This window comes from Oryzihumus sp. JJN4-3R, assembly GCF_057747915.1.
The window spans coordinates 799,281-826,095 of the sequence record NZ_CM173229.1 but is presented as its reverse complement, the minus strand read 5'-3'; the positions used below and the strand labels follow the sequence as shown (position 1 = coordinate 826,095).

Here is a 26,815-nt window from a genome sequence, read left to right as displayed (position 1 = left end):
CGTCCCGTGAGGCGGGGAAGGAGGTCCTGACGCGCATGCGTCCTGACTCTGACGTACCCCCCGGCGGCCCGTCCGCGGACGGCGCCGCCCCCCGCGTGGTGATGAGCGAGGCCGACGTCTCCCGGGCCCTGCGCCGCATCGCCCACGAGATCCTCGAGCGCAACAAGGGCGCCCAGTCCCTCGTCGTGCTGGGGATCCCCACCCGTGGCGTCGCCCTCGCCCGCCGCCTGGTCAAGGTGATGGCCGAGGTCGAGGGCCGCGAGGTCCCGGTGGGCGCGCTCGACGTGACGATGTACCGCGACGACCTGCGCCGCAACCCCACCCGCGCGGTCGAGCACACCGACGTCCCCGAGCCCGGCATCGACGGGCGCACCGTCGTCCTCGTCGACGACGTGCTCTTCTCCGGCCGCACGGTCCGGGCCGCGCTGGACGCCCTGTCCGACCTGGGCCGGCCGCAGGCCGTGCGCCTGGCGGTGCTGGTCGACCGCGGCCACCGCGACCTGCCGATCCGCGCCGACTTCGTCGGCAAGAACCTGCCCACGGCCAGCAGCGAGCGGGTCAGTGTCCGCCTCGCCGAGCACGACGGCACCGACGAGGTCCTGATCTCCGGAGGGGAGCGCCGATGAGGCACCTGCTGTCCATGCACGACCTCGACCGCGACGAGGTGCTGTCCATCCTGGACACCGCCACCTCGATGCACGACGTGCAGCGCCGCGAGGTCAAGAAGCTGCCGACCCTGCGCGGCCGCACCGTGGTCAACCTCTTCTTCGAGGACTCCACCCGCACCCGCTCCTCCTTCGAGATCGCCGGCAAGTGGCTCTCGGCCGACGTCATCAACATCTCGGCCAAGGGCTCCTCGACGAGCAAGGGGGAGTCGCTGCGCGACACGGTGCTGACCGTGGCCGCGATGGGCGTCGACGGCCTCGTCATCCGCCACGGTGCCAGCGGTGCCGCCCAGCAGGTCTCGCAGTGGGTCGACGCCGTGGTCGTCAACGCCGGCGACGGCACCCACGAGCACCCCACCCAGGCGCTGCTGGACGCGTGGACGATGCGCCAGCGCCTCGGCGACCTCGAGGGCCGCCACGTGGCGATCGTCGGCGACCTGACCCACTCCCGGGTGCTGCGCAGCAACCTCATCTGCCTGCGCACGCTCGGCGCCCGGGTCACCGTCGTCGCCCCGCCGACCCTCATGCCCAGCGGCATCGCGACCTGGGCGGCCACCGACGGGTTCGACACGGCATACGACCTCGACGAGGTGCTGCCGCACGTCGACGCGGTGATGATGCTGCGCGTGCAGCGCGAGCGCATGTCTGGCGGCTACTTCCCGACGCCCCGGGAGTACACCGTGGGCTACGGCCTGACCCGCGAGCGGCTGGCCCGGCTGCCCGAGCACGCCGTGATCTGCCACCCCGGGCCGATGAACCGCGGCCTGGAGATCGCCGCCGACGCCGCCGACGCCGCCCAGTCCCTGGTCCTGGACCAGGTCTCCGCCGGGGTGGCGGTGCGGATGTCGGTCCTCTACCACCTGCTCGCCTCCTCCGGGGGCGCCGAAGGGAGCCAGTCGTGACGACCCTGCTCATCAAGGGCGCCGACCTCGCCGGCGCCGGCGCGGCCGACCTGCTCGTGCGTGACGGTGTCATCGCCGAGGTCGGGAACGTCACCGCGCCCGGTGACGCCGAGGTCATCGACGCCGACGGCCTGGTGGCCCTGCCCGGCCTGGTCGACCTGCACACCCACCTGCGCGAGCCCGGCCGCGAGGACGCCGAGACGATCGCCAGCGGCGCGGCCGCGGCGGCGGTCGGCGGCTACACCGCGGTGCTCGCCATGGCCAACACGACGCCGGTGACCGACACCGCCGAGGCGGCCGAGCGGGTCGCCGAGCTCGGGCAGCGCGCCGGACTGGTCGACGTGCAGCCGGTCGGCGCCGTGACCAAGGGCCTGGCCGGGGAGGAGCTCGCCGAGCTCGGGCTGATGGCCCGCAGCCGCGCCCGCGTCCGGGTCTTCTCCGACGACGGCCGCTGCGTCGCCGACGCCCGCGTGATGCGCCGGGCGCTGGAGTACGTCAAGGCGTTCGGGGGCGTCGTCTCCCAGCACGCCCAGGACCCGCGCCTGGCCGGGCCCGACGCGTGCTGCCACGAGGGGGAGCTCTCCGGCCGCCTCGGCCTGCCCGGCTGGCCCGGCGTGGCCGAGGAGAGCATCGTCGCCCGCGACGTCATGCTGGCCCGGCACACCGGCTCCCGGGTGCACGTCGCCCACGTGTCCACGGCCGGCTCGGTCGAGGTGCTGCGCTGGGCCAAGGCCCAGGGCATCGCCGTCACCGCCGAGGTGACCCCGCACCACCTGGTGCTGACCACCGACCTGCTGGCCGGCTACGACCCGACCTTCAAGGTCAACCCGCCGCTGCGCCCGGCCGAGGACGTCGAGGCGCTGCGGGCGGCCCTGGCCGACGGCACGATCGACGCCGTCGCGACCGACCACGCCCCGCACGCCCGGCACGACAAGGAGCACGCCTTCGTCGACGCCGCCTTCGGCATGCTCGGGCTGGAGACCGCCCTGTCCGTCGTCAGCGACGTCATGGTCCGCTCAGGCCGGATGGACTGGGCGGCGGTGGCCGCGGCGATGTCGGTCAACCCGGCGCGGATCGCCGGCCTGGCCGGCCACGGCCGCCCGCTCGCGGTGGGGGAGCCGGCCAACCTCACCCTCGTCGACCCCGACGCCGCGGTCACCATCGACCGTCACGCGTCCCACTCGCTGTCCCGCAACAACCCGTGGCACGGGCGCACCCTCACCGGTGCCGTCCACGGCACGGTGCTGCGGGGCCGCCCCACGGTGCTGAAGGGAGCCCTGGCATGACCCGCCTGCAGGCAGTGGGGGTGCTGCTGATCGTCCTCGGGGTGGTCTACGCCCTGATGTATCTCGGGTGGCTGCGTCGCGCGCGCCGCCACCAGTCCGCGGCGGTCGCAGCGGCCACCGGCACGCCCCTGGCGTCCTACCGCGCGGACCCCGTCCAGCGCGACGCCACGGGGGAGCTGCCCGTGGTGGCGGCCCCGGCCGAGCCGGACGACGCCCCGACCCTGATGTCGCTGGAGGAGACCGGCCAGTTCGAGCTGCCCATGGCGATCGAGGACTGGGCCCGCGCCGAGGGCACCTACGTCAGCACCACCATCGCGGTCTCCCGCCTCGAGAGGGTCAACGCCGCCGGGCTGGGGGCCAAGGCCGAGGCGACGATGATCGTCGACGGCGCCGGCGTCCGGTGGGAGCGCCAGGGCGCGGTCCCGGTCCACGTCGAGCGGCACACGGTGACCTCCGTGCGGCTCGACCGCGGCATGGCCGGCAAGTTCGTCGGCCAGAACCGCCTCGTCGTGGTCTCCTGGCGCGCCCCCGACGGCCAGATCTACGACACCGGCTTCCTGCCCCGCTACAAGGACGACACCGACACGCTGATCGAGGCCGTGACCCGGCTGACCGAGGACGGAGACCTGTGAACGCGCTGACCGACCTGCTCGACAACGAGCCGGCGATCCTGGTCCTGGAGGACGGCCGCACCTTCTGCGGCGACGCCTACGGAGCCGTCGGCGAGACCGTCGGCGAGGCCGTGTTCTCCACCGGCATGACCGGCTACCAGGAGACGCTCACCGACCCCAGCTACCACCGCCAGGTGGTCGTCATGACCGCCCCGCACGTGGGCAACACCGGCATCAACGACGAGGACCCCGAGTCCCGGCGCATCTGGGTCGCCGGCTACGTGGTCCGCGACCCCGCCGTGCGGCCGTCCAGCTGGCGCTCGCAGCGGTCCCTGGAGGACGAGCTCGTCGCCCAGGGCGTCGTGGGCATCAGCGGCATCGACACCCGGGCGCTGACCCGCCACCTGCGCGAGCGTGGCGCCATGCGCGTCGGCGTGTTCTCCGGCGAGGCCGCCCGCGAGCCGCAGGAGCGGCTGGTCGAGCGGGTCCGCTCCGCACCGCAGATGAGCGGCGCGGCCCTGGCCGGTGAGGTCACCACGACCGAGCCCTACGTCGTGCCCGCGGTGGGGGAGAAGCGCTTCACCGTCGCCGCGGTCGACCTCGGCATCAAGGCGATGACCCCGGCGCTGATGGCCCAGCAGGGCATCGAGGTGCACGTGCTCCCGGCCACCGCGACGTTCGAGCAGGTGCAGGCCCTCTCACCCGACGGCGTCTTCTTCTCCAACGGCCCCGGCGACCCGGCCACCGCCGACCGCGAGGTCGAGCTGCTCGGGCAGGTCCTGCAGGCCCGGATCCCCTTCTTCGGCATCTGCTTCGGCAACCAGCTGCTCGGGCGGGCCCTGGGCTTCGGCACCTACAAGCTCAAGTACGGCCACCGCGGGATCAACCAGCCGGTCATCGACCGCAGCACCGGCAAGGTCGAGGTCACCGCCCACAACCACGGCTTCGCCGTCGACGCCCCGCTCGAGGGCGAGGTGAGCGCCCCCAGTGACGCCACCGGCACGGCATACGGGCGGGTGCGCGTCTCCCACGTCTGCCTCAACGACGACGTGGTCGAGGGCCTGGAGTGCCTGGACCTGCCGGCCTACTCCGTGCAGTACCACCCCGAGGCGGCGGCCGGCCCGCACGACGCCGGCTACCTCTTCGACCGCTTCGTCTCCCTGATGACCACCCACAAGGAGGGCCGCGCCTGATGCCCAAGCGCAACGACATCAACAGCGTCCTGGTCATCGGGTCCGGCCCGATCGTCATCGGCCAGGCCTGCGAGTTCGACTACTCCGGGACCCAGGCCTGCCGCGTCCTGCGCGAGGAGGGCATCCGGGTCATCCTGGTCAACTCCAACCCGGCGACGATCATGACCGACCCCGAGTTCGCCGACGCCACCTACGTGGAGCCGATCACCCCTGAGGTCATCGAGTCGATCATCGCCAAGGAGCGCCCCGACGCGGTCCTGGCCACCCTCGGTGGCCAGACCGCCCTCAACGCCGCGATCGCGTTGCACGAGAACGGCGTCCTGGAGAAGTACAACTGCCCGCTGATCGGCGCGAACGTCGACGCGATCCAGCTCGGCGAGGACCGCCAGGCGTTCAAGGGCGTCGTCGAGCGCTGCGGCGCCGAGGTCGCCCGCTCGATCATCGCGCACACCATGGACGAGTGCCTCGCGGCGGCCGAGGAGCTCGGCTACCCGATGGTCGTGCGCCCCTCGTTCACCATGGGCGGCCTCGGCTCCGGCTTCGCCCACGACGAGGCCGACCTGCGCCGCATCGCCGGTGCCGGCCTGCACGACAGCCCGACCACCGAGGTGCTCCTGGAGGAGTCGATCCTGGGGTGGAAGGAGTACGAGCTCGAGGTCATGCGCGACCACGCCGACAACGTCGTGGTGGTCTGCTCCATCGAGAACCTCGACCCGATGGGCGTGCACACCGGCGACTCGATCACCGTCGCCCCGGCGCTGACGCTGACCGACCGCGAGTACCAGCGGCTGCGCGACATCGGCATCAAGGTCATCCGCGAGGTCGGCGTCGACACCGGAGGCTGCAACATCCAGTTCGCGGTCAACCCCGCCGACGGCCGGATCATCGTCATCGAGATGAACCCGCGCGTCTCGCGCTCCTCGGCGCTGGCCTCCAAGGCCACCGGCTTCCCGATCGCCAAGATCGCCGCGAAGATGGCCGTGGGCTACACCCTCGACGAGGTGCCCAACGACATCACCCGCGAGACCCCGGCCAGCTTCGAGCCGGCGCTGGACTACGTGGTCGTCAAGGTGCCGCGGTTCGCGTTCGAGAAGTTCCCGGCCGCCGACCCGACGCTGACCACGACGATGAAGTCGGTCGGCGAGGCCATGGCGATCGGGCGCAACTTCACCGAGGCGCTGCAGAAGGCGCTGCGGTCCATGGAGCGCAAGGGGTCCAGCTTCCACTGGCGCCGGGACGAGTCCCCGTCCAAGGAGCAGGCCCGGGCGCTCCTGGAGCAGGCCCGCACCCCCACCGACGGCCGGATCGTGCTGGTGCAGCAGGCGCTGCGCGGCGGCCTGTCCGTCGAGCAGGTGCACGAGGCCACCGGCATCGACCCGTGGTTCCTCGACCAGATGCAGCTCATCAACCAGGTCGCCGAGGCGATCGCCGGGGCCGACCAGCTCACGCCGCGGCTGCTGCGCCTGGCCAAGCGCCACGGCTTCAGCGACGCCCAGATCGCCGAGCTGACGGGCATGCCCGAGGCCGTCGTGCGCGGCGTGCGGCACGCCCTCGGGGTGCGCCCGGTCTACAAGACGGTCGACACCTGCGCGGCGGAGTTCGCGGCGCAGACGCCCTACCACTACAGCTCCTACGACGAGGAGAGCGAGGTCCAGCCGCGCGAGCGGCCGGCCGTGATCATCCTCGGCTCCGGGCCCAACCGGATCGGCCAGGGCGTGGAGTTCGACTACTCCTGCGTCCACGCCAGCTTCGCCCTGCGCGACCACGGCTTCGACACGGTCATGGTCAACTGCAACCCCGAGACGGTCTCCACCGACTACGACACCTCCAGCCGGCTGTACTTCGAGCCGCTGACCCTGGAGGACGTGCTCGAGGTCGTCCACGCCGAGCGGCAGGCCGGCCCCATCGCCGGCGTCGTGGTCCAGCTCGGTGGGCAGACCCCGCTCGGCCTGGCCCGCGCGCTCAAGGACGAGGGCGTGCCGATCGTCGGCACCTCCCCGGAGGCGATCCACCTCGCCGAGGACCGCGGCGCCTTCGGCCGCGTCCTGCACGAGGCGGCGCTGCCCGCCCCGCGGCACGGGACGGCCTACAGCGCGGAGGAGGCCATCGAGGTCGCCCGCGAGATCGGCTACCCGGTCCTCGTGCGCCCCTCCTACGTCCTCGGCGGCCGCGGCATGGAGATCGTCTACGACGACGAGACGCTCGCGGGCTACGTCACCCGCGCCACCCACGCCTCGCCCGAGCACCCGGTGCTGGTCGACCGGTTCCTCGACGAGGCGATCGAGATCGACGTCGACGCGCTCTACGACGGCCACGAGATGTACCTCGGCGGGATCATGGAGCACATCGAGGAGGCCGGGATCCACTCCGGCGACTCGGCCTGCGTGCTGCCGCCGGTGACCCTCGGGCCCGAGGAGCTCTCCCGCGTCCGCGAGTCCACGCTCAAGCTGGCGCAGGGCATCGGCGTCAAGGGCCTGATGAACGTGCAGTTCGCGCTGGCCCAGGACGTCCTCTACGTCCTGGAGGCGAACCCGCGCGCCAGCCGCACCGTGCCGTTCGTGGCCAAGGCCACCGGAGTGCCGCTGGCCAAGGCGGCCGCCCGGGTCATGCTCGGGGCCTCGATCGCCGAGCTGCGCGAGGAGGGCCTGCTGCCCCCGGAGGGCGACGGCGGCCGGATGCCGGCGCATGCCCCGATGGCGGTCAAGGAGGCGGTGCTGCCGTTCAAGCGGTTCCGCACCCGCGAGGGCCAGGTCGTCGACAGCCTGCTCGGGCCGGAGATGCGCTCCACCGGTGAGGTCATGGGCATCGACGCCGACTTCGGTGCGGCGTTCGCCAAGAGCCAGCTCGGCTCGATCAGCGGCCTGCCGCGCAAGGGCACGATCTTCGTCTCGGTCGCCAACCGCGACAAGCGGGGGATGATCTTCCCCGTCAAGCGCCTCGCGGACCTCGGCTTCGACCTGATCGCCACCGCCGGCACCGCAGAGGTGTTGCGGCGCAACGGGATCGACGCCGAGGTGGTGCGCAAGCACAGCCAGGGCGAGGGCCCCGACGGCGAGCCGACGATCGTCGACCGGATCCTCGCCGGCGAGGTGGGCATGGTGGTCAACACCCCGTCCGGCCGGGACGCCCGCGCCGACGGCTACGCCATCCGCGCCGCGACGACGAGCATGGACCGGCCGATCATCACCACCGTCCAGCAGCTCGCCGCGGCGGTGCAGGGCATCGAGGCGCAGATGGCCGGGCCGGTGCGGGTGAAGTCGCTGCAGGACCATGCACGCGACCTCAACCTGTATGCGCGGCCGGTGACCGAGTGATCGCCGGCGGGGGAGCGGAGGCGGCCGCCGAGCTGGCGGCCGACCTCGCGGCCGCCAGCGTCGCGGAGGCCGGGGCCGGCGGGCACGCGGTCGTGCCGTTCGGGGCCCGGCTGCGGGCCGCGATGGACACCCATGGGCCGCTCTGCGTCGGCATCGACCCCCACGCCGCCCTGCTGGCGGCGTGGGGCCTGCCGGACACCGTGGCGGGCCTGGAGCGCTTCGCCGCGACCTGCGTCGAGGCGTTCGCCGGGCGGGTCGCCTGCGTCAAGCCGCAGTCGGCCTTCTTCGAGCGGTTCGGCTCCGCCGGCGTCGCGGTGCTCGAGCGCACCCTGGCCGACCTGCGCGCGGCGGGCACGCTGTCGCTGCTGGACGCCAAGCGCGGTGACATCGGCTCGACGATGGCGGCCTACGCCGACGCCTACCTCGGCGAGGACAGCCCGCTGCGGGCCGACGCCGTCACGCTCAGCCCCTACCTGGGCTACGAGTCGCTGCGCCCGGCGCTGGACCTCGCGGCCCGCACCGGACGCGGCGTCTTCGTCCTGGCCCTGACCTCCAACCCCGAGGGGCCCAGCGTCCAGCACGCCATGCTCGACCGGCGCAGCGTCGCCGGCCGGGTCGTCGACGGGGTCACGGCCGACAACGCCGGCGCGGCCCCGCTCGGCAGTGTCGGCATGGTCGTCGGCGCGACCGTCGGCACCGCCGTGCAGGAGCTCGCCCTGGACCTCGCCGGGGCCAATGCCCCGCTGCTGGCCCCCGGCGTCGGCGCCCAGGGCGGCACCGCCGACAGCTTGCGCGCCGTGTTCGGCGACGCGCTGCCGAACGTCCTCGCCAGCAGCAGCCGCGAGGTCCTGGGAGCCGGTCCCGACGCGGCCGCGCTCGCGGCGGCGGCGCGCGATACGGGGGAGCGACTGGCAGCCGACCTCGGCGGCTGAACGCCCTCGGTGTGAGGAGTCTCGCCCCGCCCGCAGGCCCATACCTGATTGACCTGCGGGCGGGGCACACACCCCCTCGTTGCAGGTCACGGGCCGCTTCGCTAGGTTCCTGACATCCCGCCGCCGCCCGGTCATCCCGCGTGCGACGGCGCTCAGGACATCCCCCGAACCCCACCCCGAGGAGACTGACGTGGCCCTTCCCCCGCTCACGCCGGAACAACGCGCCGAGGCCCTCGAGAAGGCCGCCAAGGCACGCCGGGAGCGTGCGGCCGTCAAGAACCGCCTCAAGTACGCCCAGGGCTCCCTGTCCGAGGTCATCGCCGACGGCAAGAAGGACGACATCGTCGGCAAGATGAAGGTCTCGGCCCTGCTCGAGTCCATGCCCGGCGTCGGCCGGGTCCGCGCCCGCCAGATCATGGAGGAGGTCGGCATCTCCGAGAGCCGTCGCGTCCGTGGCCTGGGCGCCAACCAGATCGCGGCGCTGCTCCAGCGCTTCGAGCAGTCCTGACCCGGCGGCGGACGGCACAGCGCCCCCGATGACGCAGCACAGCTCCCGGCTGGTCGTGCTGGCCGGCCCCACCGCGGTGGGCAAGGGCACCGTCGCGGCCTACGTCCGCGAGCACTTCCCCGAGGTGTGGCTGTCGGTCTCGATGACCACGCGCCGGCCGCGGCCCGGTGAGGTCGACGGGGTGCACTACCACTTCGTCGACGACGCCGAGTTCGAGCGGCTGCGCGAGGCCGGCGAGTTCCTCGAGTGGGCCGTCGTCCACGGGCGGGCCAAGTACGGCACCCCGCGGCGGCCCGTCGAGGAGGCGCTGGCGGCCGGCCGGCCGGCGATGCTGGAGATCGACCTGCAGGGTGCGCGCCAGGTGCGCAGGACGATGCCGGAGGCGCTCTTCGTCTTCCTGGAGCCCCCGAGCTGGGAGGAGCTGGTGCGCCGGCTCGTCGGCCGGGGCACCGAGACCGAGGAGGAGCGGGAGGTCCGGCTGACCACCGCCAGGCACGAGCTGGCCGCCGCCCGCGAGTTCGACGTCATCATCACCAACGACGAGGTTCGGCATGCGAGCGAGGAACTCGTATCATTGATGCGATCCGCCGCATCCACCGGATCCCTCGCACCCCAACCCCGACGAAACGAGAACTGACCGTGTCCGGAACCGTTGCTGCCCCCGAGGGCATCACCAACCCGCCGATCGACGACCTGCTCGAGGCTGCTGACTCCAAGTACGCCCTGGTCATCTACTCGGCCAAGCGCGCCCGGCAGATCAACGCCTACTACTCCCAGCTCTCCGAGGGCCTGCTGGAGTACGTCGGCCCGCTCGTCGAGACCCAGGTCCACGAGAAGCCCATGTCGGTCGCGCTGCGCGAGATCAACGAGGGCCTGCTCACCTCCACGCCCACCGAGGGCTGAGCCACCCCACCACCGGTCGGCAGGAGCCGCGCGTGCGAGTCGTACTGGGCGTCAGCGGCGGGATCGCCGCCTACAAGGCGTGCCTGCTGCTGCGCCTGCTGACCGAGAGCGGCCACGACGTCACCGTCGTGCCGACCGCGGCCGCGCTGGAGTTCGTCGGCGCCCCCACCTGGGCGGCGCTGTCGGGCAAGCCGGTCGCGACCGACGTGTGGAGCAACGTCCACGAGGTGCCGCACGTGCGGCTGGGCCAGCAGGCCGACCTCGTGGTCGTCGCGCCGGCCACCGCCGACCTGCTCGCGCGGGCGGCGCACGGCTTGGCCGACGACCTGCTGACCAACACGCTGCTCACCGCCCGCTGCCCGGTCGTGCTCGCCCCCGCGATGCACACCGAGATGTGGGAGCACCCGGCCACGGTCGCCAACGTCGCCACCCTGCGCTCGCGCGGGGTGCACGTCATCGAGCCGGCGTCGGGCCGGCTCACCGGCGCCGACACCGGCCCCGGCCGGCTGCCCGAGCCGGAGGACATCTTCGCCGTATGCCGTGAGCTGCTTTCCGCGGGCAGCGGCACATCCGAGGCTCCCTCCGCCTCCGCCACGGCATCCGTCATGTCATCCGTCACGTCATCCGTGGACCGTCCGCTGGCCGGCCGCCGGGTCGTGGTCAGCGCCGGCGGCACCCGCGAGCCGATCGACCCGGTGCGCTACATCGGCAACCGGTCCTCGGGCAAGCAGGGCTTCGCGATCGCCGCGGTGGCCGCGGCCCGTGGTGCCGAGGTGACCCTCGTCGCGGCGAACACCAGCCTGCCGGTGCCGCCCGGTGTCTCCGTCATACCGGTCGGGACCGTGCTGGAGCTGCGCGAGGCGGTGACCACTGCGGCCAAGGAGGCCGACGTGGTCGTCATGGCGGCGGCGCCGGCGGACTTCCGGCCGGCGACCTACTCCGAGTCCAAGATCAAGAAGACCCACGACCCGTCCGTGCCCGGGGGCGACGAGTCCGCGCCGGTCATCGAGCTGGTGCGCAACCCCGACGTGCTCGCCGAGCTGGTCGCGACCCGCGGCTCGTCCGCGTCCCCGGTGGTCGTCGGCTTCGCCGCCGAGACCGGCGACGCGACCGGCTCGGTCATGGACCACGCCCGCGCCAAGCTGGAGCGCAAGGGCTGCGACGTCCTCGTCGTCAACGAGGTGGGGGTCGGCAAGGTCTTCGGCCAGGACGACAACACCGTCCACATCCTCCAGCGCGACGTCTCCGAACCCGTGGTGGCCGGCCCCGCACCCAAGGACGCGGTGGCGGCCATCCTCTGGGACGTCATCCAGGACCGTCTGTAGGGCGGGTTAGACTCCGCCAACCGTCAGCCAGCAGCCGCTGCACCAAGGAGAGAAATCACGTGTCACGCCTCTTCACCTCCGAGTCCGTCACCGAGGGTCACCCCGACAAGATCTGCGACCAGATCAGTGACGGCATCCTCGACGCCATGCTCGGGCAGGACAAGAACGCCCGCGTGGCCGTCGAGACGATGGTGACCACCGGGCTGGTGCACGTGGCCGGTGAGGTCAGCACGACCGGCTGGGTCGACATCCCCCGCATCGTGCGCGACACGATCGTGAACATCGGCTACGACTCCTCGCTCAAGGGCTTCGACGGCCGCTCCTGCGGGGTGTCCATCTCCATCGGCCAGCAGTCGCCCGACATCGCCCAGGGCGTCGACACCGCCCACGAGAACCGCACCGGCGGCGTCGACCCGCTGGACAAGCAGGGCGCCGGCGACCAGGGCCTGATGTTCGGCTACGCCTGCGAGGACACCCCCGAGCTGATGCCGCTGCCGATCTTCCTCGCGCACCGGCTCTCCGAGCGCCTCAGCACCGTGCGCAAGTCCGGTGAGCTCGCCTACCTGCGCCCGGACGGCAAGACCCAGGTCACCATCGGCTACGACGGGGACCAGGCCGTCAAGCTCGACACCGTGGTCCTGTCGACCCAGCACGCCGGCGACGTCTCCCTCGAGGGCATGCTCGAGCCCGACATCGCCGCCCACGTCATCAAGCCGGTCCTCGACGAGCTCGTCGCCGCCGGCACCGATCTCGACGTGTCTGACTACCGCATGCTGATCAACCCGACCGGGCGATTCGAGATCGGCGGCCCGATGGGCGACGCCGGCCTGACCGGCCGCAAGATCATCGTCGACACCTACGGCGGCATGGCCCGCCACGGTGGCGGCGCCTTCTCCGGCAAGGACCCGAGCAAGGTCGACCGCTCCGCGGCCTACGCGATGCGCTGGGTGGCCAAGAACGTCGTCGCCGCCGGCCTGGCCAAGCGCTGCGAGGTCCAGGTCGCCTACGCCATCGGCAAGGCGCAGCCGGTCGGCCTCTACGTCGAGACCTTCGGCACCGAGACCGTCCCGCTGGAGAAGATCCAGCGCGCGATCGACTCGACCTTCGACCTGCGCCCGGCCGCGATCATCGAGGAGCTGGACCTGCTCCGCCCGATCTACCAGCCCACCGCGGCCTACGGTCACTTCGGCCGCACCTCGGCCCCGGGCCTGGACGGTGGCTTCACCTGGGAGCGCACCGACCGCGTCGAGAAGCTGCGCGCCGCGATCTGAGCCTCACCGGCGCGGATCCGTCGCCGAACCGCTGCCCCCGTCCCGCGTCCGCGCGGGCCGGGGGCAGCGGCATACCGGACCCCTGGCATGGCGAGCCTGGCATGGCGGGTCCGGCGGCGTCGGTGCCGTGCGGTAGAAGTGGCGCATGACAGGTCAGGGCGCCGCACCGGCGGCGGGCGAGCAGCTGGAGCTGGTCCGCGCCAGCACGCGCGCCCCGCGCAAGGCCCCCGCCGCCCAGGACCTGGCCGAGGTCGACCCGGTCGCGCTCGTGGCCGTCGAGGTCGGCCTGCCGCACCTGGACCGCCCGTTCGAGTACGTCGTGCCGGCGTCCCTGGCCGACCAGGCCGTCCCCGGGGTGCGGGTCAAGGTGCGCTTCGCCGGGCAGGACGTCGACGGCTTCGTCCTCGAGCGCCGGGCCGAGGCGGAGCACACCGGCAAGCTCGCCCCCCTGCGCAAGGTGGTCAGCCCGGAGCCCGTCCTCACCCCGCCGACCCTGGCCCTGTGCCGGGCCGTGGCCGACCGCTACGCCGGCACCCTCGAGGACGTCCTGCGCCTCGCGGTGCCACCGCGTCACGCCACCGCCGAGAAGGCCCTGGCCACCGAGCCCCCGGAGGTCGAGCCGCTGGCGCTGCCGGCGCCGGGGCCGTGGGCGGCCTACCCGGCCGGGCCATCGCTGCTGCGCCGGGTGGCGGGCGGCGAGGCGCCGGCGGCCTCCTGGCTGGCCACGCCCACGACCGACCCCGCCCTCGACTGGCCCGCGGCCCTGGCCACGGCGGCGGCCACGGCCCTCGCCGGCGGGCGCGGCTCGGTGCTGGTGGTGCCCGACCACCGGGACGTCGACCGCGTCGAGGCAGCGCTGAAGGAGGCCCTCGGCCCGGGCCGGCACGTCCGGCTCACCGCCGACCAGGGTCCGCAGGCCCGCTACACCGCCTGGCTGAAGGTGCTGCGCGGCCACGTCCAGGTCGTCGTCGGCAGTCGGGCCGCGGCCTTCGCCCCGGTGCGCGACCTCGGCCTGGTCGCCTGGTGGGACGACGGCGACGACCTGCACGAGGAGCCCCGCACGCCCTACCCGCACGTGCGCGAGGTGCTGCTCGCGCGTGCCCGCCTCGAGGGCGCGGCCGTGGTCCAGGCCGGCTTCACCCGCACCGTCGCGGTCCAGCAGCTGGTCGAGACCGGCGTGCTGCGACCCGTGCTCGGGGCGCCCGCCGACATCCGCCGGGCGGTGCCGCGGGTCCAGGTCGCCGGGGAGGGCACCGACCTCGAGCGCGACCCGGCCGCCGCCGCCGCTCACTTGCCCTCGGTGGCCTGGCGGGCGGCCCGGGCCGCCCTCGAGCGGGGACCCGTGCTCGTCCAGGTGCCGCGCCGCGGATACCTGCCGTCGTTGTCCTGCCAGACCTGCCGTATGCCGGCCCGCTGCGGCCGCTGCCACGGCCCCCTCGCCCTGGTCGCGGCCGACGCGCCGCCGGCGTGCCGGTGGTGCGGCACGGCGGTGCAGGCCTTCGACTGCCCGCACTGCCACGGGCGCACAGTCCGCTCCAGCGTGGTCGGCGCGCGGCGCACGGCCGAGGAGCTGGGCCGGGCGTTCCCCGGGGTGCCGGTGCACACCTCCGGCGCCGGCGAGGTGCTCCCGGCGGTCGCGGCGCGGCCGGCGCTGGTCATCGCGACACCGGGCGCCGAGCCGGTCGCCGAGGGCGGGTTCGCCGCGACGCTGCTGCTGGACGCGTGGGCGCTGCTCGACCGGCCGACGCTGGGCGCCGCCGAGGAGGCGTTGCGCCGCTGGACGGCCGCGGCGGCGCTGACGCGCGGCGCCGCCGACGGGGGCCTGGTGGTGCTGTGCGGGGCTCCGCTGCACACCACGCTGCCGCCGGTCGAGGCCCTGGTGCGTTGGGACCCGACGTGGTTCGCCGGGCGCGAGCTGGCCGAGCGCCGCGAGCTGCGGCTGCCGCCGAGCGTGGCGATGGCCCAGCTCGTGGGCGGCCGCCGCGCGCTGCAGGACGCCGTCGACCACGCCGAGCTGGCCGCGGACGTCGAGCGGCTCGGCCCCCTGCCGGTGTCGGCCAACGGTGGCGCCGGCCGGCGGGGTGGCGCGGGAGCCGGGGGACGTGGGCGGGGCGAGGCGGCAGCGGAGGCCGAGCAGCTGCAGCTGCTGCTGCGCACGGCGCTCGAGGGCGGCCCGGCGCTGGCGAGCGCCCTGGCCGCGATGAAGGCGGTGCGCAGCGCACGCAAGGAGCGCGAGTCGGTCACCGTGCGGATCGACCCGACCGAAGGGATCGGCTGAGGTGCCGGCACGCAGCGCGACCGCCGGGCCCTGCTCCTCGCTGCACGCCGCCCGGCTCACGGCTCAGCAGCTGAGCGGACCACCGGCCGACTCGGTCGAGGCCGTCGTCGACCGGCTGCTCGCGGTGCAGGCGCAGGACCCGCGCGGTGCGCGCCTGGCCGTCCGCTCCCGCAGCACCGGGCTGTGCGCCGCCGACGTCGACGAGGCGCTGACCCGTCGGCGCTCGGTGGTGGTGTCCTGGCTCAACCGCGGCACGCTGCACCTCGTGCCGGCGCAGGACTACTGGTGGCTGCACCCGCTGACCACCCCGCAGCTGGCCACCGGCAACCGCACCCGGCTCCAGCAGGAGGGGGTCTCGCCGGAGCAGGCCCTCCGCGGCGTGGCCGTCGTGGCCGAGCAGGTGGCGACCGAGGGCCCGCGGACCCGGGCCGAGCTGCGCGACGCGCTCGACGCCGCCGGGGTGCCGACCGCCGGGCAGGCCCTCGTGCACGTGCTCGTGGCGGCGACGCTGGCCGGGCACGTGGTGCGCGGTCCCGTCCGCGACGGCGACCAGTGCTTCGTCGACGTCGAGGACTGGCTCGGGCCGGCCCCGGAGCCGCTCGACAAGGCCGAGGCGCTGGCCCGGCTGGCCCGGCGCTACCTCGCCGGGCACGGCCCCGCCGACGCCCGCGACCTGGCCAAGTGGGCCGGCATCACCCTGACCGACGCCCGCGCCGGCCTGGCCGGCCTGGGGGAGGAGGTCGTGCCACGGCCCGACGGGCTGGTCGACCTGGCCGAGCGGCCGGGGGTGCCCGCTCCGGTGCCGGAGCCGCGGCTGCTGGGTGCGTTCGACCCGGTCCTGCACGGCTGGGTGTCGCGCCAGGACGTCGTCGGCGACCACCGCGGGATCGTCACCAACAACGGGCTGTTCCGGCCCTTCGCCATGGTGGACGGCCGGGCCGTGGCGTTGTGGGGCCTGGCCTCGGGGACGGTGACCATCTCGCCGCTGGAGCGCGTGCGGCGGGCCGACCTGAGGGCGCTGGAGGCCGACGCGGCGCAGGTGCTGGCCTGGCTCGGCCTGCCCGACCGACCCGCGGTCGTCAACGCCGGCTGAACCCCCGCAACTCCGGGGTACAAGGGCCCGGGTGGTCCCACCGCGCCGCGGCGTACCGTCGCCGGCAGGAGCCAGAGTGCCTCGCCCGGGTGGCAGGGGCCGACCTGGCGGGGAGGGGTCTGTCGTGAAGCGCACGCGAAGCATCCTCGGGACGGCCACGGTCGCGCTGGCTGTCGCGACCGGGTCGGTGGCCGTCGGGGCGACGGCCAGGGCGGCCGGCCCGGCCACGTCGTCACCTGCGGTCACGTCCTCCGGTGCGGTCACGGCGGCGAGGTCGTCCGGCTCGTCCGGTGCCACGTTCACGCCGGGGGCTGCCGGCGCGGGCGACCCGTACTTCCCGCTGGCCGGCAACGGCGGCTACGACGCCGTGCACTACGACCTGCGGCTGGCCTACGACCCCGGCTCCGGCCGGCTCTCCGGCAGCGCCGAGCTGCGCGCCCGGGCCACCCAGGGCCTCTCCCGCTTCGACCTCGACCTGGCCGGCCTCACGGTGAGCGGCGTCACGGTCGACGGACGTGCGGCGCAGTTCCGACGCTCCGGGCAGGAGCTCATCGTCACCCCGGCCGCCGGGATCCGCTCAGGGCGCACGTTCTCGGTCACCGTGCGCTACGCGGGGGTGCCACAGGTCATCACCGACGCCGACGGGTCGATCGAGGGCTGGGTCCGCACCGCCGACGGCGCCTTCGTCGTGGGGGAGCCGGTGGGGTCGATGTCGTGGTTCCCCTCCAACAACGTGCCGCTGGACAAGGCGACCTACGACCTGCGGATGAACGTGCCCTCGGGAGCCTCCGTCTGGGGCAACGGCGTCCTGGGCTCCCGGGCGACCAGCGCCGGGCGGACGACGTACTGGTGGCACCAGGCGCAGCCGATCTCCACCTACTTGGTCACCGCCACCGTCGGCCGGTTCCAGCAGCGCACCGGCAGCACCGCGCACGGCCTGCCCGTCTACCTCGCGGTGGACCCGACGGTCACGGGCGCGCCGTGGACGACGCTGCAGCGCACGGCGGAGATCACCGACTGGGAGACCGCCCAGTTCGGGCGCTACCCCTTCTCGGCCACGGGCGGGGTCGTCGACAACGCGAAGACGGTGGGCTACGCGCTGGAGACCGCGACCAAGCCGATGTATGACCGCGCGCCGGACCTGGCCACGGTGGTCCACGAGCTCGGGCACCAGTGGTTCGGCGACTCGGTCACGCCGCGTCGGTGGAAGGACATCTGGCTCAACGAGGGCTTCGCCACCTACGTCGAGTGGCTCTGGACCGAACGCCACGGTGGGCGCACCGCCGCCGCGCAGCTGACCACGCTGCTCGCCGCGCACCCGGCCTCTGACGCCTTCTGGACGATCCCCCCGGCCAACCCCGGCGGTCCGGCGAACCTGTTCTCCACCCCGGTCTACGAGCGGGGCGCGATGGCCCTGGTCGCCCTGCGCCAGCGCATCGGCGACGCGACGTTCGCCCAGCTGCTGCGCACCTGGGCGGCCGAGCACCGGTACGGCGTGGTTGGCACCTCCGACCTGCTCCGGCTCGCCGAGCGGCTCAGCGGCCAGCAGCTCGACGGCCTGTTCGAAGCCTGGCTCTACCAGCCGCGCCGGCCGGCGGGCGTCTGAGCGCCTGAGCGCCTGAGCGCACCCGAGGGTCTGCGGCCGCCCGGCCTCCCGTCTAGGGTCGGGGGAGTGGGATCCCCTGACGTGACACCGACGCCGGTCGAGGCAGTCGTCTTCGACCTCGGCAACGTGCTGATCCGCTGGCACCCGCACGGGGCGATCGCCCGCGAGGTCGGGCCGGAGCGGGCCAGCGCCTTCCTGGCGGCCGAGGACTTCAGCTTCCAGGCCTGGAACCACGAGCAGGATGCCGGGCGCAGCTGGGCCGAGGCGGAGGCGCTCGCCGTCGCCAGCCACCCGCACTGGGAGCGGGAGATCCGGGCCTACCGGGCGCACTACCCCACATCGCTGCTCGGGCCGATCGAGGCCACCGTGGCCGTGCTCGAGGAGCTGCACGGGCACGGCATACCGCTGTTTGCCCTGACCAACTGGTCGGCCGAGCTCTTCCCGCACGCCCGGGAGCGCTTCGCGTTCCTCGACCTGTTCGCGGACATCGTCGTCTCCGGCGACGAGGGGGTGGCCAAGCCCGACCCGCGCATCTTCACGACGCTGGCACGGCGGGCCGGTCGGGAGCTGTCGGCGTGCGTGTTCATCGACGACAGCCTCCGCAACGTCGAGGCGGCCCGGGCGGCCGGGATGGACGCGATCCACTTCACCGACACCGGCCACCTCAGGAGTGACCTGCGCCGGCGTGGCCTCCCGCTCGCGCCCGCATAGACTGGGCCGGCCAGCGCCACCAACCCCCTCAAGGACGTACCCGTGTCGATCAAGGACATCCGCCTGTTCGGCGACCCCGTGCTGCGCACCCCCGCTGCCGAGGTCGTCGACTTCGACAAGGAGCTGCGCCAGCTCGTCAAGGACCTCACCGACACGATGATCGACGCCCCGGGCGCCGGTCTGGCCGCGCCGCAGATCGGTGTCGGGCTGCGCGTGTTCACGTACTACGTCGACGACCAGCTCGGCCACCTGATCAACCCCAGCCTCGACCTGTCCGAGGAGCTGCAGGACGGCGAGGAGGGCTGCCTGTCCTTCCCCGGCATCTACTTCGACACCCCGCGCGCGCTGCGGGTCGTGGCCAAGGGCTTCAACGAGTACGGCGACCCGGTCACCCTCGAGGGCAGCGAGCTGATGGCGCGCTGCATCCAGCACGAGACCGACCACCTCAACGGCATCCTGTTCATCGACCGGATGGACCGCCAGCAGCGCAAGCTCGCCATGAAGGCGATCCGCGACGCCGAGTGGGCGGGCCAGGAGGCCCCGACGGTCAAGGTCAGCCCGCACGCCACCTTCGGCAAGGGCCTCTGACCGCGTGCGGCTCGTCTTCGCCGGCACCCCCGAGGTCGCCCTGCCCAGCCTCGAGGCGCTCGAGGCGTCCGCGCACGAGGTCGTCGCGGTCGTCACCCGCCCGGACGCCCGCGCCGGCCGGGGCCGCACGCTCGTGCCGTCGCCGGTCAAGGAGCGCGCGCTCGAGCTGGGCCTGGAGGTCCTGACCCCGCGCCGGCCGAGCGAGCCGGAGTTCCTCGACCGGCTGCGCGAGATCGCCCCGGACGCGTGCCCGATCGTGGCCTACGGCGGGCTCATCCCTGCGGCCGCGCTGGAGATCCCCGCGCACGGCTGGGTCAACCTGCACTTCTCGCTGCTGCCGGCATGGCGCGGCGCCGCCCCCGTGCAGCACGCCGTCATGGCCGGCGACGAGGTCACCGGGGCCACGACGTTCCTGCTCGAGGAGGGGCTCGACACCGGGCCCACGTTCGGGGTGATGACCGAGACGGTGCGCCCGACCGACACCTCCGGTGACCTGCTCGAGCGGCTCGCCGACGCCGGCGCGGGCCTGCTCGTCGCGACCATCGACGGGCTGGAGTCCGGCGACCTCGAAGCCGTGCCGCAGCCGGCCGAGGGGGTCTCCCTGGCACCCAAGATCAGCGTCGAGGACGCCCGGGTCCGCTGGGGCACCCCCGCCCTGGCGATCGACCGGCAGGTGCGCGGCTGCACGCCCGCGCCCGGCGCGTGGACCACCTTCCGCGGGGAGCGGCTCAAGCTGCACCCGGTCACGGTGGCCCAGGACGCCCCGGCGGTGGCTCCCGGCGAGCTGCTGGTGGGCAAGCAGGAGGTCCTGGTCGGCACGGCGACGAGCCCGGTGCGGCTGGGCACCGTGCAGCCACACGGCAAGAAGGCGATGGCCGCGGCCGACTGGGCCCGCGGGGTCCGCATCGAGTCCGGGGAGAAGCTGGCCGATGGCTGAGCACGGCCCCTCCGACCACGGCCACTCCGACCAGCCCCGCCGACCGCGCTCCCCGCAACGCCCCCGCCGGCAGCCGCAGCGCTCGGTGCAGCGGCCCTCGGAGCGCTCCCGCAGCACCGACCCCGCCCGCCTGGCGGCGTACACCGTCACCCGGGCGGTCGCCGACGGCGCCTACGCCAACCTCGAGCTGCCCAAGGAGCTGCGCGCCCGCGGGCTGCGCGGCCGGGACGCCGGGTTCGCCACCGAGCTGACCTACGGCGCCATCCGGATGCGCGGCCTCTACGACCCGGTCATCGCCTCCGCCGCCGGTCGCCCGGTCGAGGCGATCGACCCCGCCGTCCTCGACACGCTGCGTCTCGGTGCCCACCAGCTGCTCGGGATGCGGGTGCCGGTCCACGCCGCCGTCGACGAGACCGTGGGCCTGGCCCGCAAGGTCAACGGCGCGGGGGCCAGCGGCTTCGTCAACGCCGTGATGCGGCGCATCAGCGAGCGTCCGCTGGAGGAGTGGGTGGCCCGCGTGGCGCCCACGGGAGACCCGCTCGCCCGGCTGGCGGTGGAGCAGTCGCACCCGGAGTGGGTGGTCCGCGCCCTGCGCGCGGCCCTGCTCGGGCACGGCGCCTCCACCGCCGACGGCGTCGACGTCGACCTCGAGGACCTGCTCGCCGCCGACAACGCCGCGCCCAAGGTCTCGCTCGTGGCCCGACCGGGCCTGTCGACCGTCGCCGAGCTGGTCGACGCCGGGGCGACCGCCTCCGGGCTCTCCCCGCTCGGGGCGACGCTGGAGTCCGGCGACCCGGGGGCCCTGGCCGCCGTGCGCGACGGCCGCGCGGCCGTGCAGGACGAGGGCTCCCAGCTGCTCGCCCTGGCCCTCGCCGCCGTGCCCGTGGAGACCGGCGGTGGGGACGAGCGCTGGCTCGACCTGTGCGCCGGCCCCGGCGGCAAGGCCGCGCTGCTGGCGACGCTGGGCGCCCAGCACGAGGCGACGCTCTTTGCCAACGAGGTCAGCGAGCACCGCACCGAGCTCATCCGCCAGACGCTGCGCGCCGCACTCGACTCCGGCATCGAGGTCATGGTCGGCACCGGCGACGGCCGCGAGGTCGGCGAGGAGGAGCCGGAGTTCTTCGACCGGGTGCTCGTCGACGCCCCGTGCACCGGCCTGGGCGCGCTGCGCCGGCGCCCCGAGGCGCGCTGGCGCCGGTCGCCGGAGGACCTGGCCGACCTTGGCGGCCTGCAGCGCGAGCTGCTCGCCTCCGCCATCGCCGCGACGAAGCCCGGCGGCGTCATCGCCTACGCGACGTGCAGCCCGCACCTGGCCGAGACGCGCTATGTCGTCGAGGACGTCACCAAGCGTCACCCCGAGGTCAGCGTCGTCGACGCACGGGAGTACTTCCGCGACGCCCAGGGCGCACCGCTGTCCCACCTCGGCGACGGCCCCTACGTCCAGCTCTGGCCGCACCTGCACGGCACCGACGGGATGTTCCTCGCCCTGCTGCGCAAGCACTGAGTGCCGGCACCGACTGCCGGCACTGACCGCAAGCACCGACCGCCGGCACCGAGCGCCCGCCGGAGCCACCGGCGGGCCCTCCTATGCTGGCGTCCGTGCAGATCTCCCCGAGCATCCTGTCCGCCGACTTCGCCAACCTCGAGCGTGAGCTGGGCCGCATCAGCAACGCCGACTGGGCCCACGTCGACGTCATGGACGGCCACTTCGTGCCCAACCTGACGCTGGGCCTGCCGGTCGTGGAGGCGCTCGCCAAGGTCAGCCCGATCCCGCTGGACTGCCACCTGATGATCGACGACCCCGACCGCTGGGCGCCGATGTACGCCGAGGCCGGCGGGTCGAGCGTGACCTTCCACGTCGAGGCCGCGGCGGACCCGCGCCGGGTGGCCCGTGACCTGCGCGCGGCGGGAGCCCGGGCCGGCATGGCGATCAAGCCGGGCACGGCATTCACGCCCTACGCCGACCTGCTGCCCGAGCTCGACATGGTGCTCGTCATGACGGTCGAGCCGGGCTTCGGCGGGCAGTCGTTCATGGCCGACCAGATGCCCAAGGTGCGCGAGGTCCGCGAGGCCGTCCGGCGCCACGGGGGAGACATCTGGGTCCAGGTCGACGGCGGGGTCTCGGCCGAGACGATCGAGCAGTGCGCCGAGGCCGGGGCCGACGTCTTCGTCGCCGGGTCGGCGGTCTACGGCGCCCAGGACGCCGCCGCCGCCGTCGACGAGCTCCGCGCGCTGGCGAGCCGCCACCACCACGGGTGAGGACCGTCACCCGGACGCGCCTGCCGGAGGCGGCCGCCCGGATGCGATACTGACGACACGTGCTCCGGGGTCGGTGCAACTCCGAACCGGCGGTGACAGTCCGCGACCCGACCGCAGCCAGCGGCCGGTTGACCTGGTGGAACTCCAGGACCGACGGTGAAAGTCCGGATGGTAGGCAGCGCGTGCGGGACCGGTGCCCGGTCGTGACCAGTGGTCGCGGTCGGAGCGTCAGTCCCGTTGCAGGACAAGGCTTTTCCGGCAGTCCGTATGCCGTGTCGACAGGCACGCCGTCGACCGCCGGTCCGAGCCGTCGACAGTCCACCCCGGAGCTCGCCCGAGACAGGCAGAGCACGAGGGGCAGGACATGGAGCAGTCGAGGCAGGACGAGCGCGACGTCGCGCTGATGCGTCGCGCCCTCGAGCTCGCCGCCCGTGGCCCCCTGGGCGACCCGAACCCCCGCGTCGGCGCTGTGGTGCTCGACGCCGGCGGTGACGTCGTCGGCGAGGGGTGGCACCGCGGTGCCGGCACCCCCCACGCGGAGGTCGAGGCCCTGCGCCAGGCCGGCCCGCAGGCGGCCGGCGGCACCGCCGTGGTCACCCTCGAGCCGTGCAACCACACCGGGCGCACCGGGCCGTGCGCGCAGGCCCTGGTCGACGCGGGCGTGGTCCGGGTGGTGTTCGGCCAGTCCGACCCCAACCCCGAGGCCGCGGCCGGGGCGCAGACCCTGCGCGCCGCGGGGATCGAGGCCGTCGGCGGCATGCTCGCGCCCGAGGCGACCGCGCTGAACCAGGCGTGGACCTTCGCGGTGACCCGCGGCCGCCCGATGGTCACGTGGAAGTTCGCCGCCACCCTCGACGGGCGCTCGGCGGCCGCCGACGGCACCAGCCGGTGGATCACCGGCGAGGCGGCTCGCGCCGACGTCCACGCGCTGCGGGCCCGGTGCGGGGCGATCCTGGTCGGCACGGGAACCGTCCTGGCCGACGACCCCCAGCTGACCGTGCGCCCCTTCGACGGTGCCCCGCTGGAGCGGCAGCCGCTGCGGGTCGTCATGGGGGAGCGGGACCTGCCCGCCGGGGCGCGCGTGCTCGACGACGCCGCGCCGACCCTGCACCTGCGCGACCGGGACCCGGCGCTGGCCCTGAAGGCCCTGGCCGACCGCGAGGTCCGGCACGTGTGGCTCGAGGGCGGCCCGACGCTGGCGGCGGCCTTCGTGGCCGCCGGCCTCGTCGACGAGGTCGTCGCCTACCTGGCCCCCGCGCTCCTCGGCGCCGGGGCGGCCGCGGTGGGGGACCTCGGCATACGGACCATCGGTGACGCCGTGCGGCTCGTGCCGCGCGAGGTCACCACCATCGGCGACGACATCCGCGTCGTCGCGACCATCGCACCCCAGGGAGATCGCTGATGTTCACCGGCATCGTCGAGGAGCTCGGACAGGTCGTGTCCGTCGAGCCGGGGGAGGAGTCCGCGGTGCTGCGGGTCCGCGGCCCGCTCGTGACCAGCGACGCCACACACGGCGCCTCGATCGCGGTCAACGGCGTGTGCCTGACCGTCGTCGAGCACGACGCGGAGTCCTTCTCCGTCGACGTGATGGCCGAGACGCTGCGGCGCTCCAGCCTCGGCGACCTGTCGGCCGGCGACCCGGTCAACCTCGAGCGGGCCATGGGGGCGAGCAGCCGGTTCGGCGGCCACATCGTGCAGGGGCACGTCGACGGCACCGCGACCATCACCGCCCGCGAGCCGGGCGACCGGTGGGAGGTCGTGACGTTCACGCTGCCGCCGTCGCTGGCGCGCTACGTCGTGGAGAAGGGCTCGATCACCGTCGACGGTGTCTCGCTGACCGTCTCGGCCGTCACCGACGACACCTTCTCCGTCTCGCTCATCCCGACCACCCTCGACCTGACCACGTTGGGGCACAAGGGAGTTGGGGCCACCGTCAACCTCGAGGTCGACGTCCTCGCGAAGTACGTCGAGCGCCTCATGTCCGCAGGAGCCCAAGCATGAACCTCCTCCAGCGCCTCTTCGAGGCCCAGCTGACGATCGCCGGCCAGCCGATCCTGTGGCGCGAGGTGATCGGCAACGCGTTCGGCTTCGCCTCGGCGATCGGCGGCATGCGCCGGCGCGTGTGGGCCTGGCCGGTCGGCATCGTCGGCAACGCGCTGCTGTTCACCGTGTTCTTCGGCGTCGCCTTCTCCAACCCGCAGGGCGAGACGCTCTACGGCCAGGCCGGGCGCCAGGTCTTCTTCATCATCACCAGCGTCTACGGCTGGTGGCGCTGGTCGCAGGTGCGGCGGGCGCGGGCGGCCGGGGACGGGCACGCCCCGGCGATCACGCCGCGATGGGCGAGCGGGCGTGAGCGGGTCGGCTACCTCGCGGTGTGGCTGGTCGGGGTCGTGGTGGCGCAGCAGGTGTTCTCCGCCATCGGCGCCGGGTTCCCCGCCCCGCGCTGGTACTTCTGGTGCGACGCCTGGATCTTCGTCGGGTCCATGGTCGCGACCTACGCCATGGCCCGCGGCTGGAACGACTTCTGGCTCTGCTGGATCGGCGTCGACCTCGTCGGCGTGCCGCTGCTGGTCCACTCCCACTTCTACCCCTCGGCCGTCCTGTATGCCGTGTACGGCGGCTTGGTCATCTACGGCTTCTTCGTCTGGCTGCGGGCCTCCCGCGTCGAGACGCCGACCCCCCTGAGCGAGACGAGTGAGGTGCCCGCATGAGCGAGCTGGCGACCATCGAGCAGGCCCTGGAGGCGCTGCGCCGCGGGCTGCCGGTCCTCGTGACCGACGACGAGGACCGCGAGAACGAGGGCGACGTCATCCTCGCGGCCGAGACGGCCACCGCCCAGTGGCTGGCGTGGACGATCCGCTGGTCCTCCGGCGTCGTCTGCGCGCCGATGCCCGACGAGGTGGCCGACCGGCTCGAGCTGCCGCCCATGGTGAGCCGCAACGAGGACCCGCGCGGCACGGCATACACGATCTCGGTCGACGCCCGGGAGGGCGTCACCACCGGCATCAGTGCGGCGGACCGCGCGCGGACGGTGCAGCTGCTCGCCGACCCGGCGACCGAGCCCACCGACCTGGTGCGACCGGGGCACGTCTTCCCCCTGCGGGCCAGGGAGGGTGGCGTCCTGGTGCGCGCCGGGCACACCGAGGCGGCGGTGGACCTGTGCCGCCTCGCCGGCCTGTCCCCGGTCGGGGTCATCGCCGAGCTGGTGCACGACGACGGCTCGATGATGCGCCTGCCCGCGGTGCAGGAGCTGGGGGCCGCCCACGACCTGCCGGTGATCACCATCGAGCAGCTCATCGCGTGGCGGCAGCGCAACGACCGCGTCGAGCGGATCGTGCAGACCCGCCTGCCCACCGAGCACGGCGAGTTCCAGGTGCACGGCTACCGCGACATGGTGACCGGCGACGAGCACGTGGCGCTGGTCAGCCCGCGCGGCCTCGGCGGGCGGGCACCGTTGGCGCGGCTGCACTCCGAGTGCCTCACCGGCGACGTCTTCGGGTCGCAGCGCTGCGACTGCGGGCCCCAGCTCGACTGGGCCCTGGAGCGGGTCGGGCGCGAGGGCGGTGTCGTGGTCTACCTGCGCGGGCACGAGGGCCGCGGGGTCGGGCTGCTGCACAAGCTGCGGGCCTACGCCTTGCAGGACAAGGGTTTCGACACCGTCGACGCGCAGGTCGAGCTCGGCCTGCCGATCGACGCGCGGGAGTACGCCGCGGGCGCGGCGATCCTGGCCGACCTCGGGCTGCACGCGGTGCGGCTGCTGACCAACAACCCGTTGAAGGTCAACGCCATGCGGGAGTACGAGATCGAGGTCGCCGCGGTCGAGCGGATCAGCATCACCCCGGGTGAGGACAACGAGCACTACCTGCGCACCAAGCGGGACCGGATGGGACACGACCTCGTCATCGAGGCCACGGACAAGGGAGCATCAGCATGAGCGGGGCGGGTTCGCCGGTTCTGACCGTCGACGGACGAGGTCTGCGGGTGGCCGTCGTGGCCGCGTCGTGGCACGAGACGGTGATGGACGGCCTGGTCGACGGCGCCCGTCGTGCGCTGGACGAGGCCGGCGTGGACGGCTTCGACATCGTGCGGGTGCCGGGCACGTTCGAGCTGCCGGTGGCGTGCGCGCGGCTCGCGGGCTCGTACGACGCGGTGGTCGCCCTGGGCGTGGTGATCCGTGGCGGGACGCCGCACTTCGACTACGTCTGCCAGGCCGCGACGGTGGGTCTGACGGACGTGTCCGTGCGCACCGGCGTGCCGGTCGGCTTCGGCGTGCTCACCTGCGACAACGACGAGCAGGCGCTGGACCGGGCCGGCCTGGCCGGTTCGAACGAGGACAAGGGCCACGAGGCCGCAACCGCCGCGGTGGCGACGGCGGTCACCCTGCGGGACGCGACCGCCCGGCCGGCGGAGGGCAGGACCGCCTGACATAGCCT

25 protein-coding genes and 1 riboswitch are annotated in these 26,815 nt (G+C 74.0%); all 25 genes read left to right on the top strand.

Features of this window, described 5'->3' with window-relative positions; all coding sequences use genetic code 11:
* Positions 1-35: 35 nt before the first annotated feature.
* The 25 genes from pyrR to ribH all read left to right on the top strand — a co-directional run bounded on the left by pyrR (position 36) and on the right by ribH (position 26,807).
* Complete coding sequence (gene pyrR, locus AC3ANM_RS03750; protein WP_488286802.1) at positions 36-626, top strand: bifunctional pyr operon transcriptional regulator/uracil phosphoribosyltransferase PyrR; 591 nt, start codon at positions 36-38, stop codon at positions 624-626.
* Positions 623-1,567: an aspartate carbamoyltransferase catalytic subunit gene (locus AC3ANM_RS03745; protein ID WP_488286801.1), complete on the top strand. Its 945-nt coding sequence runs from the start codon at positions 623-625 to the stop codon at positions 1,565-1,567. Before pyrR ends, AC3ANM_RS03745 begins: the two co-directional genes overlap by 4 nt.
* Positions 1,564-2,853, top strand: a complete 1,290-nt coding sequence (locus AC3ANM_RS03740; RefSeq protein WP_488286800.1) for a dihydroorotase — start codon at positions 1,564-1,566, stop codon at positions 2,851-2,853. Before AC3ANM_RS03745 ends, AC3ANM_RS03740 begins: the two co-directional genes overlap by 4 nt.
* Positions 2,850-3,485: a PH-like domain-containing protein gene (locus AC3ANM_RS03735; RefSeq protein ID WP_488286799.1), complete on the top strand. Its 636-nt coding sequence runs from the start codon at positions 2,850-2,852 to the stop codon at positions 3,483-3,485. The genes AC3ANM_RS03740 and AC3ANM_RS03735 overlap by 4 nt, the downstream gene beginning before the upstream one ends.
* Positions 3,482-4,657 (top strand): glutamine-hydrolyzing carbamoyl-phosphate synthase small subunit, encoded by a 1,176-nt coding sequence (carA, locus tag AC3ANM_RS03730; RefSeq protein ID WP_488286798.1) that lies wholly within the window; start codon positions 3,482-3,484, stop codon positions 4,655-4,657. The genes AC3ANM_RS03735 and carA overlap by 4 nt, the downstream gene beginning before the upstream one ends.
* Positions 4,657-7,971 (top strand): carbamoyl-phosphate synthase large subunit, encoded by a 3,315-nt coding sequence (carB, locus tag AC3ANM_RS03725; RefSeq protein WP_488286797.1) that lies wholly within the window; start codon positions 4,657-4,659, stop codon positions 7,969-7,971. The genes carA and carB overlap by 1 nt, the downstream gene beginning before the upstream one ends.
* A gap of 92 nt (positions 7,972-8,063) precedes the next feature.
* Entirely contained in the window at positions 8,064-8,903 is an 840-nt protein-coding gene (pyrF, locus tag AC3ANM_RS03720; RefSeq protein WP_488287905.1) for an orotidine-5'-phosphate decarboxylase, read from the top strand.
* 190 nt (positions 8,904-9,093) lie between these two features.
* Positions 9,094-9,411: an integration host factor, actinobacterial type gene (gene mihF, locus AC3ANM_RS03715; protein WP_488286796.1), complete on the top strand. Its 318-nt coding sequence runs from the start codon at positions 9,094-9,096 to the stop codon at positions 9,409-9,411.
* Between the two features lie 28 nt (positions 9,412-9,439).
* On the top strand, positions 9,440-10,048 hold the full coding sequence (gene gmk, locus AC3ANM_RS03710; RefSeq protein ID WP_488286795.1) for a guanylate kinase: 609 nt from the start codon (positions 9,440-9,442) through the stop codon (positions 10,046-10,048).
* 2 nt (positions 10,049-10,050) lie between these two features.
* Positions 10,051-10,314: a DNA-directed RNA polymerase subunit omega gene (rpoZ, locus tag AC3ANM_RS03705; protein ID WP_488286794.1), complete on the top strand. Its 264-nt coding sequence runs from the start codon at positions 10,051-10,053 to the stop codon at positions 10,312-10,314.
* 32 nt (positions 10,315-10,346) lie between these two features.
* Positions 10,347-11,639 (top strand): bifunctional phosphopantothenoylcysteine decarboxylase/phosphopantothenate synthase, encoded by a 1,293-nt coding sequence (locus AC3ANM_RS03700; protein WP_488286793.1) that lies wholly within the window; start codon positions 10,347-10,349, stop codon positions 11,637-11,639.
* Positions 11,640-11,698: 59 nt separating this feature from the next.
* Complete coding sequence (gene metK, locus AC3ANM_RS03695; protein WP_488286792.1) at positions 11,699-12,910, top strand: methionine adenosyltransferase; 1,212 nt, start codon at positions 11,699-11,701, stop codon at positions 12,908-12,910.
* A 145-nt stretch (positions 12,911-13,055) separates the two neighbouring features.
* Positions 13,056-15,188, top strand: a complete 2,133-nt coding sequence (locus tag AC3ANM_RS03690) for a primosomal protein N' (protein WP_488286791.1) — start codon at positions 13,056-13,058, stop codon at positions 15,186-15,188.
* A gap of 1 nt (position 15,189) precedes the next feature.
* Positions 15,190-16,281: a winged helix DNA-binding domain-containing protein gene (locus tag AC3ANM_RS03685; RefSeq protein WP_488286790.1), complete on the top strand. Its 1,092-nt coding sequence runs from the start codon at positions 15,190-15,192 to the stop codon at positions 16,279-16,281.
* Positions 16,282-16,405: 124 nt separating this feature from the next.
* Positions 16,406-17,887, top strand: coding sequence for a M1 family metallopeptidase (locus AC3ANM_RS03680; RefSeq protein ID WP_488286789.1), 1,482 nt, complete (start codon positions 16,406-16,408; stop codon positions 17,885-17,887).
* 66 nt (positions 17,888-17,953) lie between these two features.
* The gene (locus AC3ANM_RS03675; protein WP_488286788.1) at positions 17,954-18,598 is read left to right on the top strand and encodes an HAD family hydrolase; all 645 of its coding nucleotides are present in this window, start codon (positions 17,954-17,956) and stop codon (positions 18,596-18,598) included.
* 42 nt (positions 18,599-18,640) lie between these two features.
* Positions 18,641-19,186: a peptide deformylase gene (def, locus tag AC3ANM_RS03670; RefSeq protein WP_488286787.1), complete on the top strand. Its 546-nt coding sequence runs from the start codon at positions 18,641-18,643 to the stop codon at positions 19,184-19,186.
* 4 nt (positions 19,187-19,190) lie between these two features.
* The gene (fmt, locus tag AC3ANM_RS03665; RefSeq protein ID WP_488286786.1) at positions 19,191-20,123 is read left to right on the top strand and encodes a methionyl-tRNA formyltransferase; all 933 of its coding nucleotides are present in this window, start codon (positions 19,191-19,193) and stop codon (positions 20,121-20,123) included.
* Positions 20,116-21,627, top strand: coding sequence for an RsmB/NOP family class I SAM-dependent RNA methyltransferase (locus AC3ANM_RS03660; protein ID WP_488286785.1), 1,512 nt, complete (start codon positions 20,116-20,118; stop codon positions 21,625-21,627). Before fmt ends, AC3ANM_RS03660 begins: the two co-directional genes overlap by 8 nt.
* A 95-nt stretch (positions 21,628-21,722) precedes the next feature.
* The gene (rpe, locus tag AC3ANM_RS03655) at positions 21,723-22,382 is read left to right on the top strand and encodes a ribulose-phosphate 3-epimerase (protein ID WP_488286784.1); all 660 of its coding nucleotides are present in this window, start codon (positions 21,723-21,725) and stop codon (positions 22,380-22,382) included.
* A 55-nt stretch (positions 22,383-22,437) separates the two neighbouring features.
* Positions 22,438-22,568: riboswitch (FMN riboswitch) on the top strand.
* A 178-nt stretch (positions 22,569-22,746) separates the two neighbouring features.
* Positions 22,747-23,784 (top strand): bifunctional diaminohydroxyphosphoribosylaminopyrimidine deaminase/5-amino-6-(5-phosphoribosylamino)uracil reductase RibD, encoded by a 1,038-nt coding sequence (ribD, locus tag AC3ANM_RS03650; RefSeq protein WP_488286783.1) that lies wholly within the window; start codon positions 22,747-22,749, stop codon positions 23,782-23,784.
* Complete coding sequence (locus AC3ANM_RS03645) at positions 23,784-24,383, top strand: riboflavin synthase (RefSeq protein WP_488286782.1); 600 nt, start codon at positions 23,784-23,786, stop codon at positions 24,381-24,383. The genes ribD and AC3ANM_RS03645 overlap by 1 nt, the downstream gene beginning before the upstream one ends.
* A complete protein-coding gene (pnuC, locus tag AC3ANM_RS03640) occupies positions 24,380-25,093 on the top strand; it encodes a nicotinamide riboside transporter PnuC (RefSeq protein WP_488286781.1) in 714 nt (237 codons plus the stop codon). The genes AC3ANM_RS03645 and pnuC overlap by 4 nt, the downstream gene beginning before the upstream one ends.
* Positions 25,090-26,316, top strand: a complete 1,227-nt coding sequence (locus tag AC3ANM_RS03635) for a bifunctional 3,4-dihydroxy-2-butanone-4-phosphate synthase/GTP cyclohydrolase II (protein WP_488286780.1) — start codon at positions 25,090-25,092, stop codon at positions 26,314-26,316. Before pnuC ends, AC3ANM_RS03635 begins: the two co-directional genes overlap by 4 nt.
* The gene (gene ribH, locus AC3ANM_RS03630) at positions 26,313-26,807 is read left to right on the top strand and encodes a 6,7-dimethyl-8-ribityllumazine synthase (protein ID WP_488286779.1); all 495 of its coding nucleotides are present in this window, start codon (positions 26,313-26,315) and stop codon (positions 26,805-26,807) included. Before AC3ANM_RS03635 ends, ribH begins: the two co-directional genes overlap by 4 nt.
* The last annotated feature ends 8 nt before the right edge of the window (positions 26,808-26,815 follow it).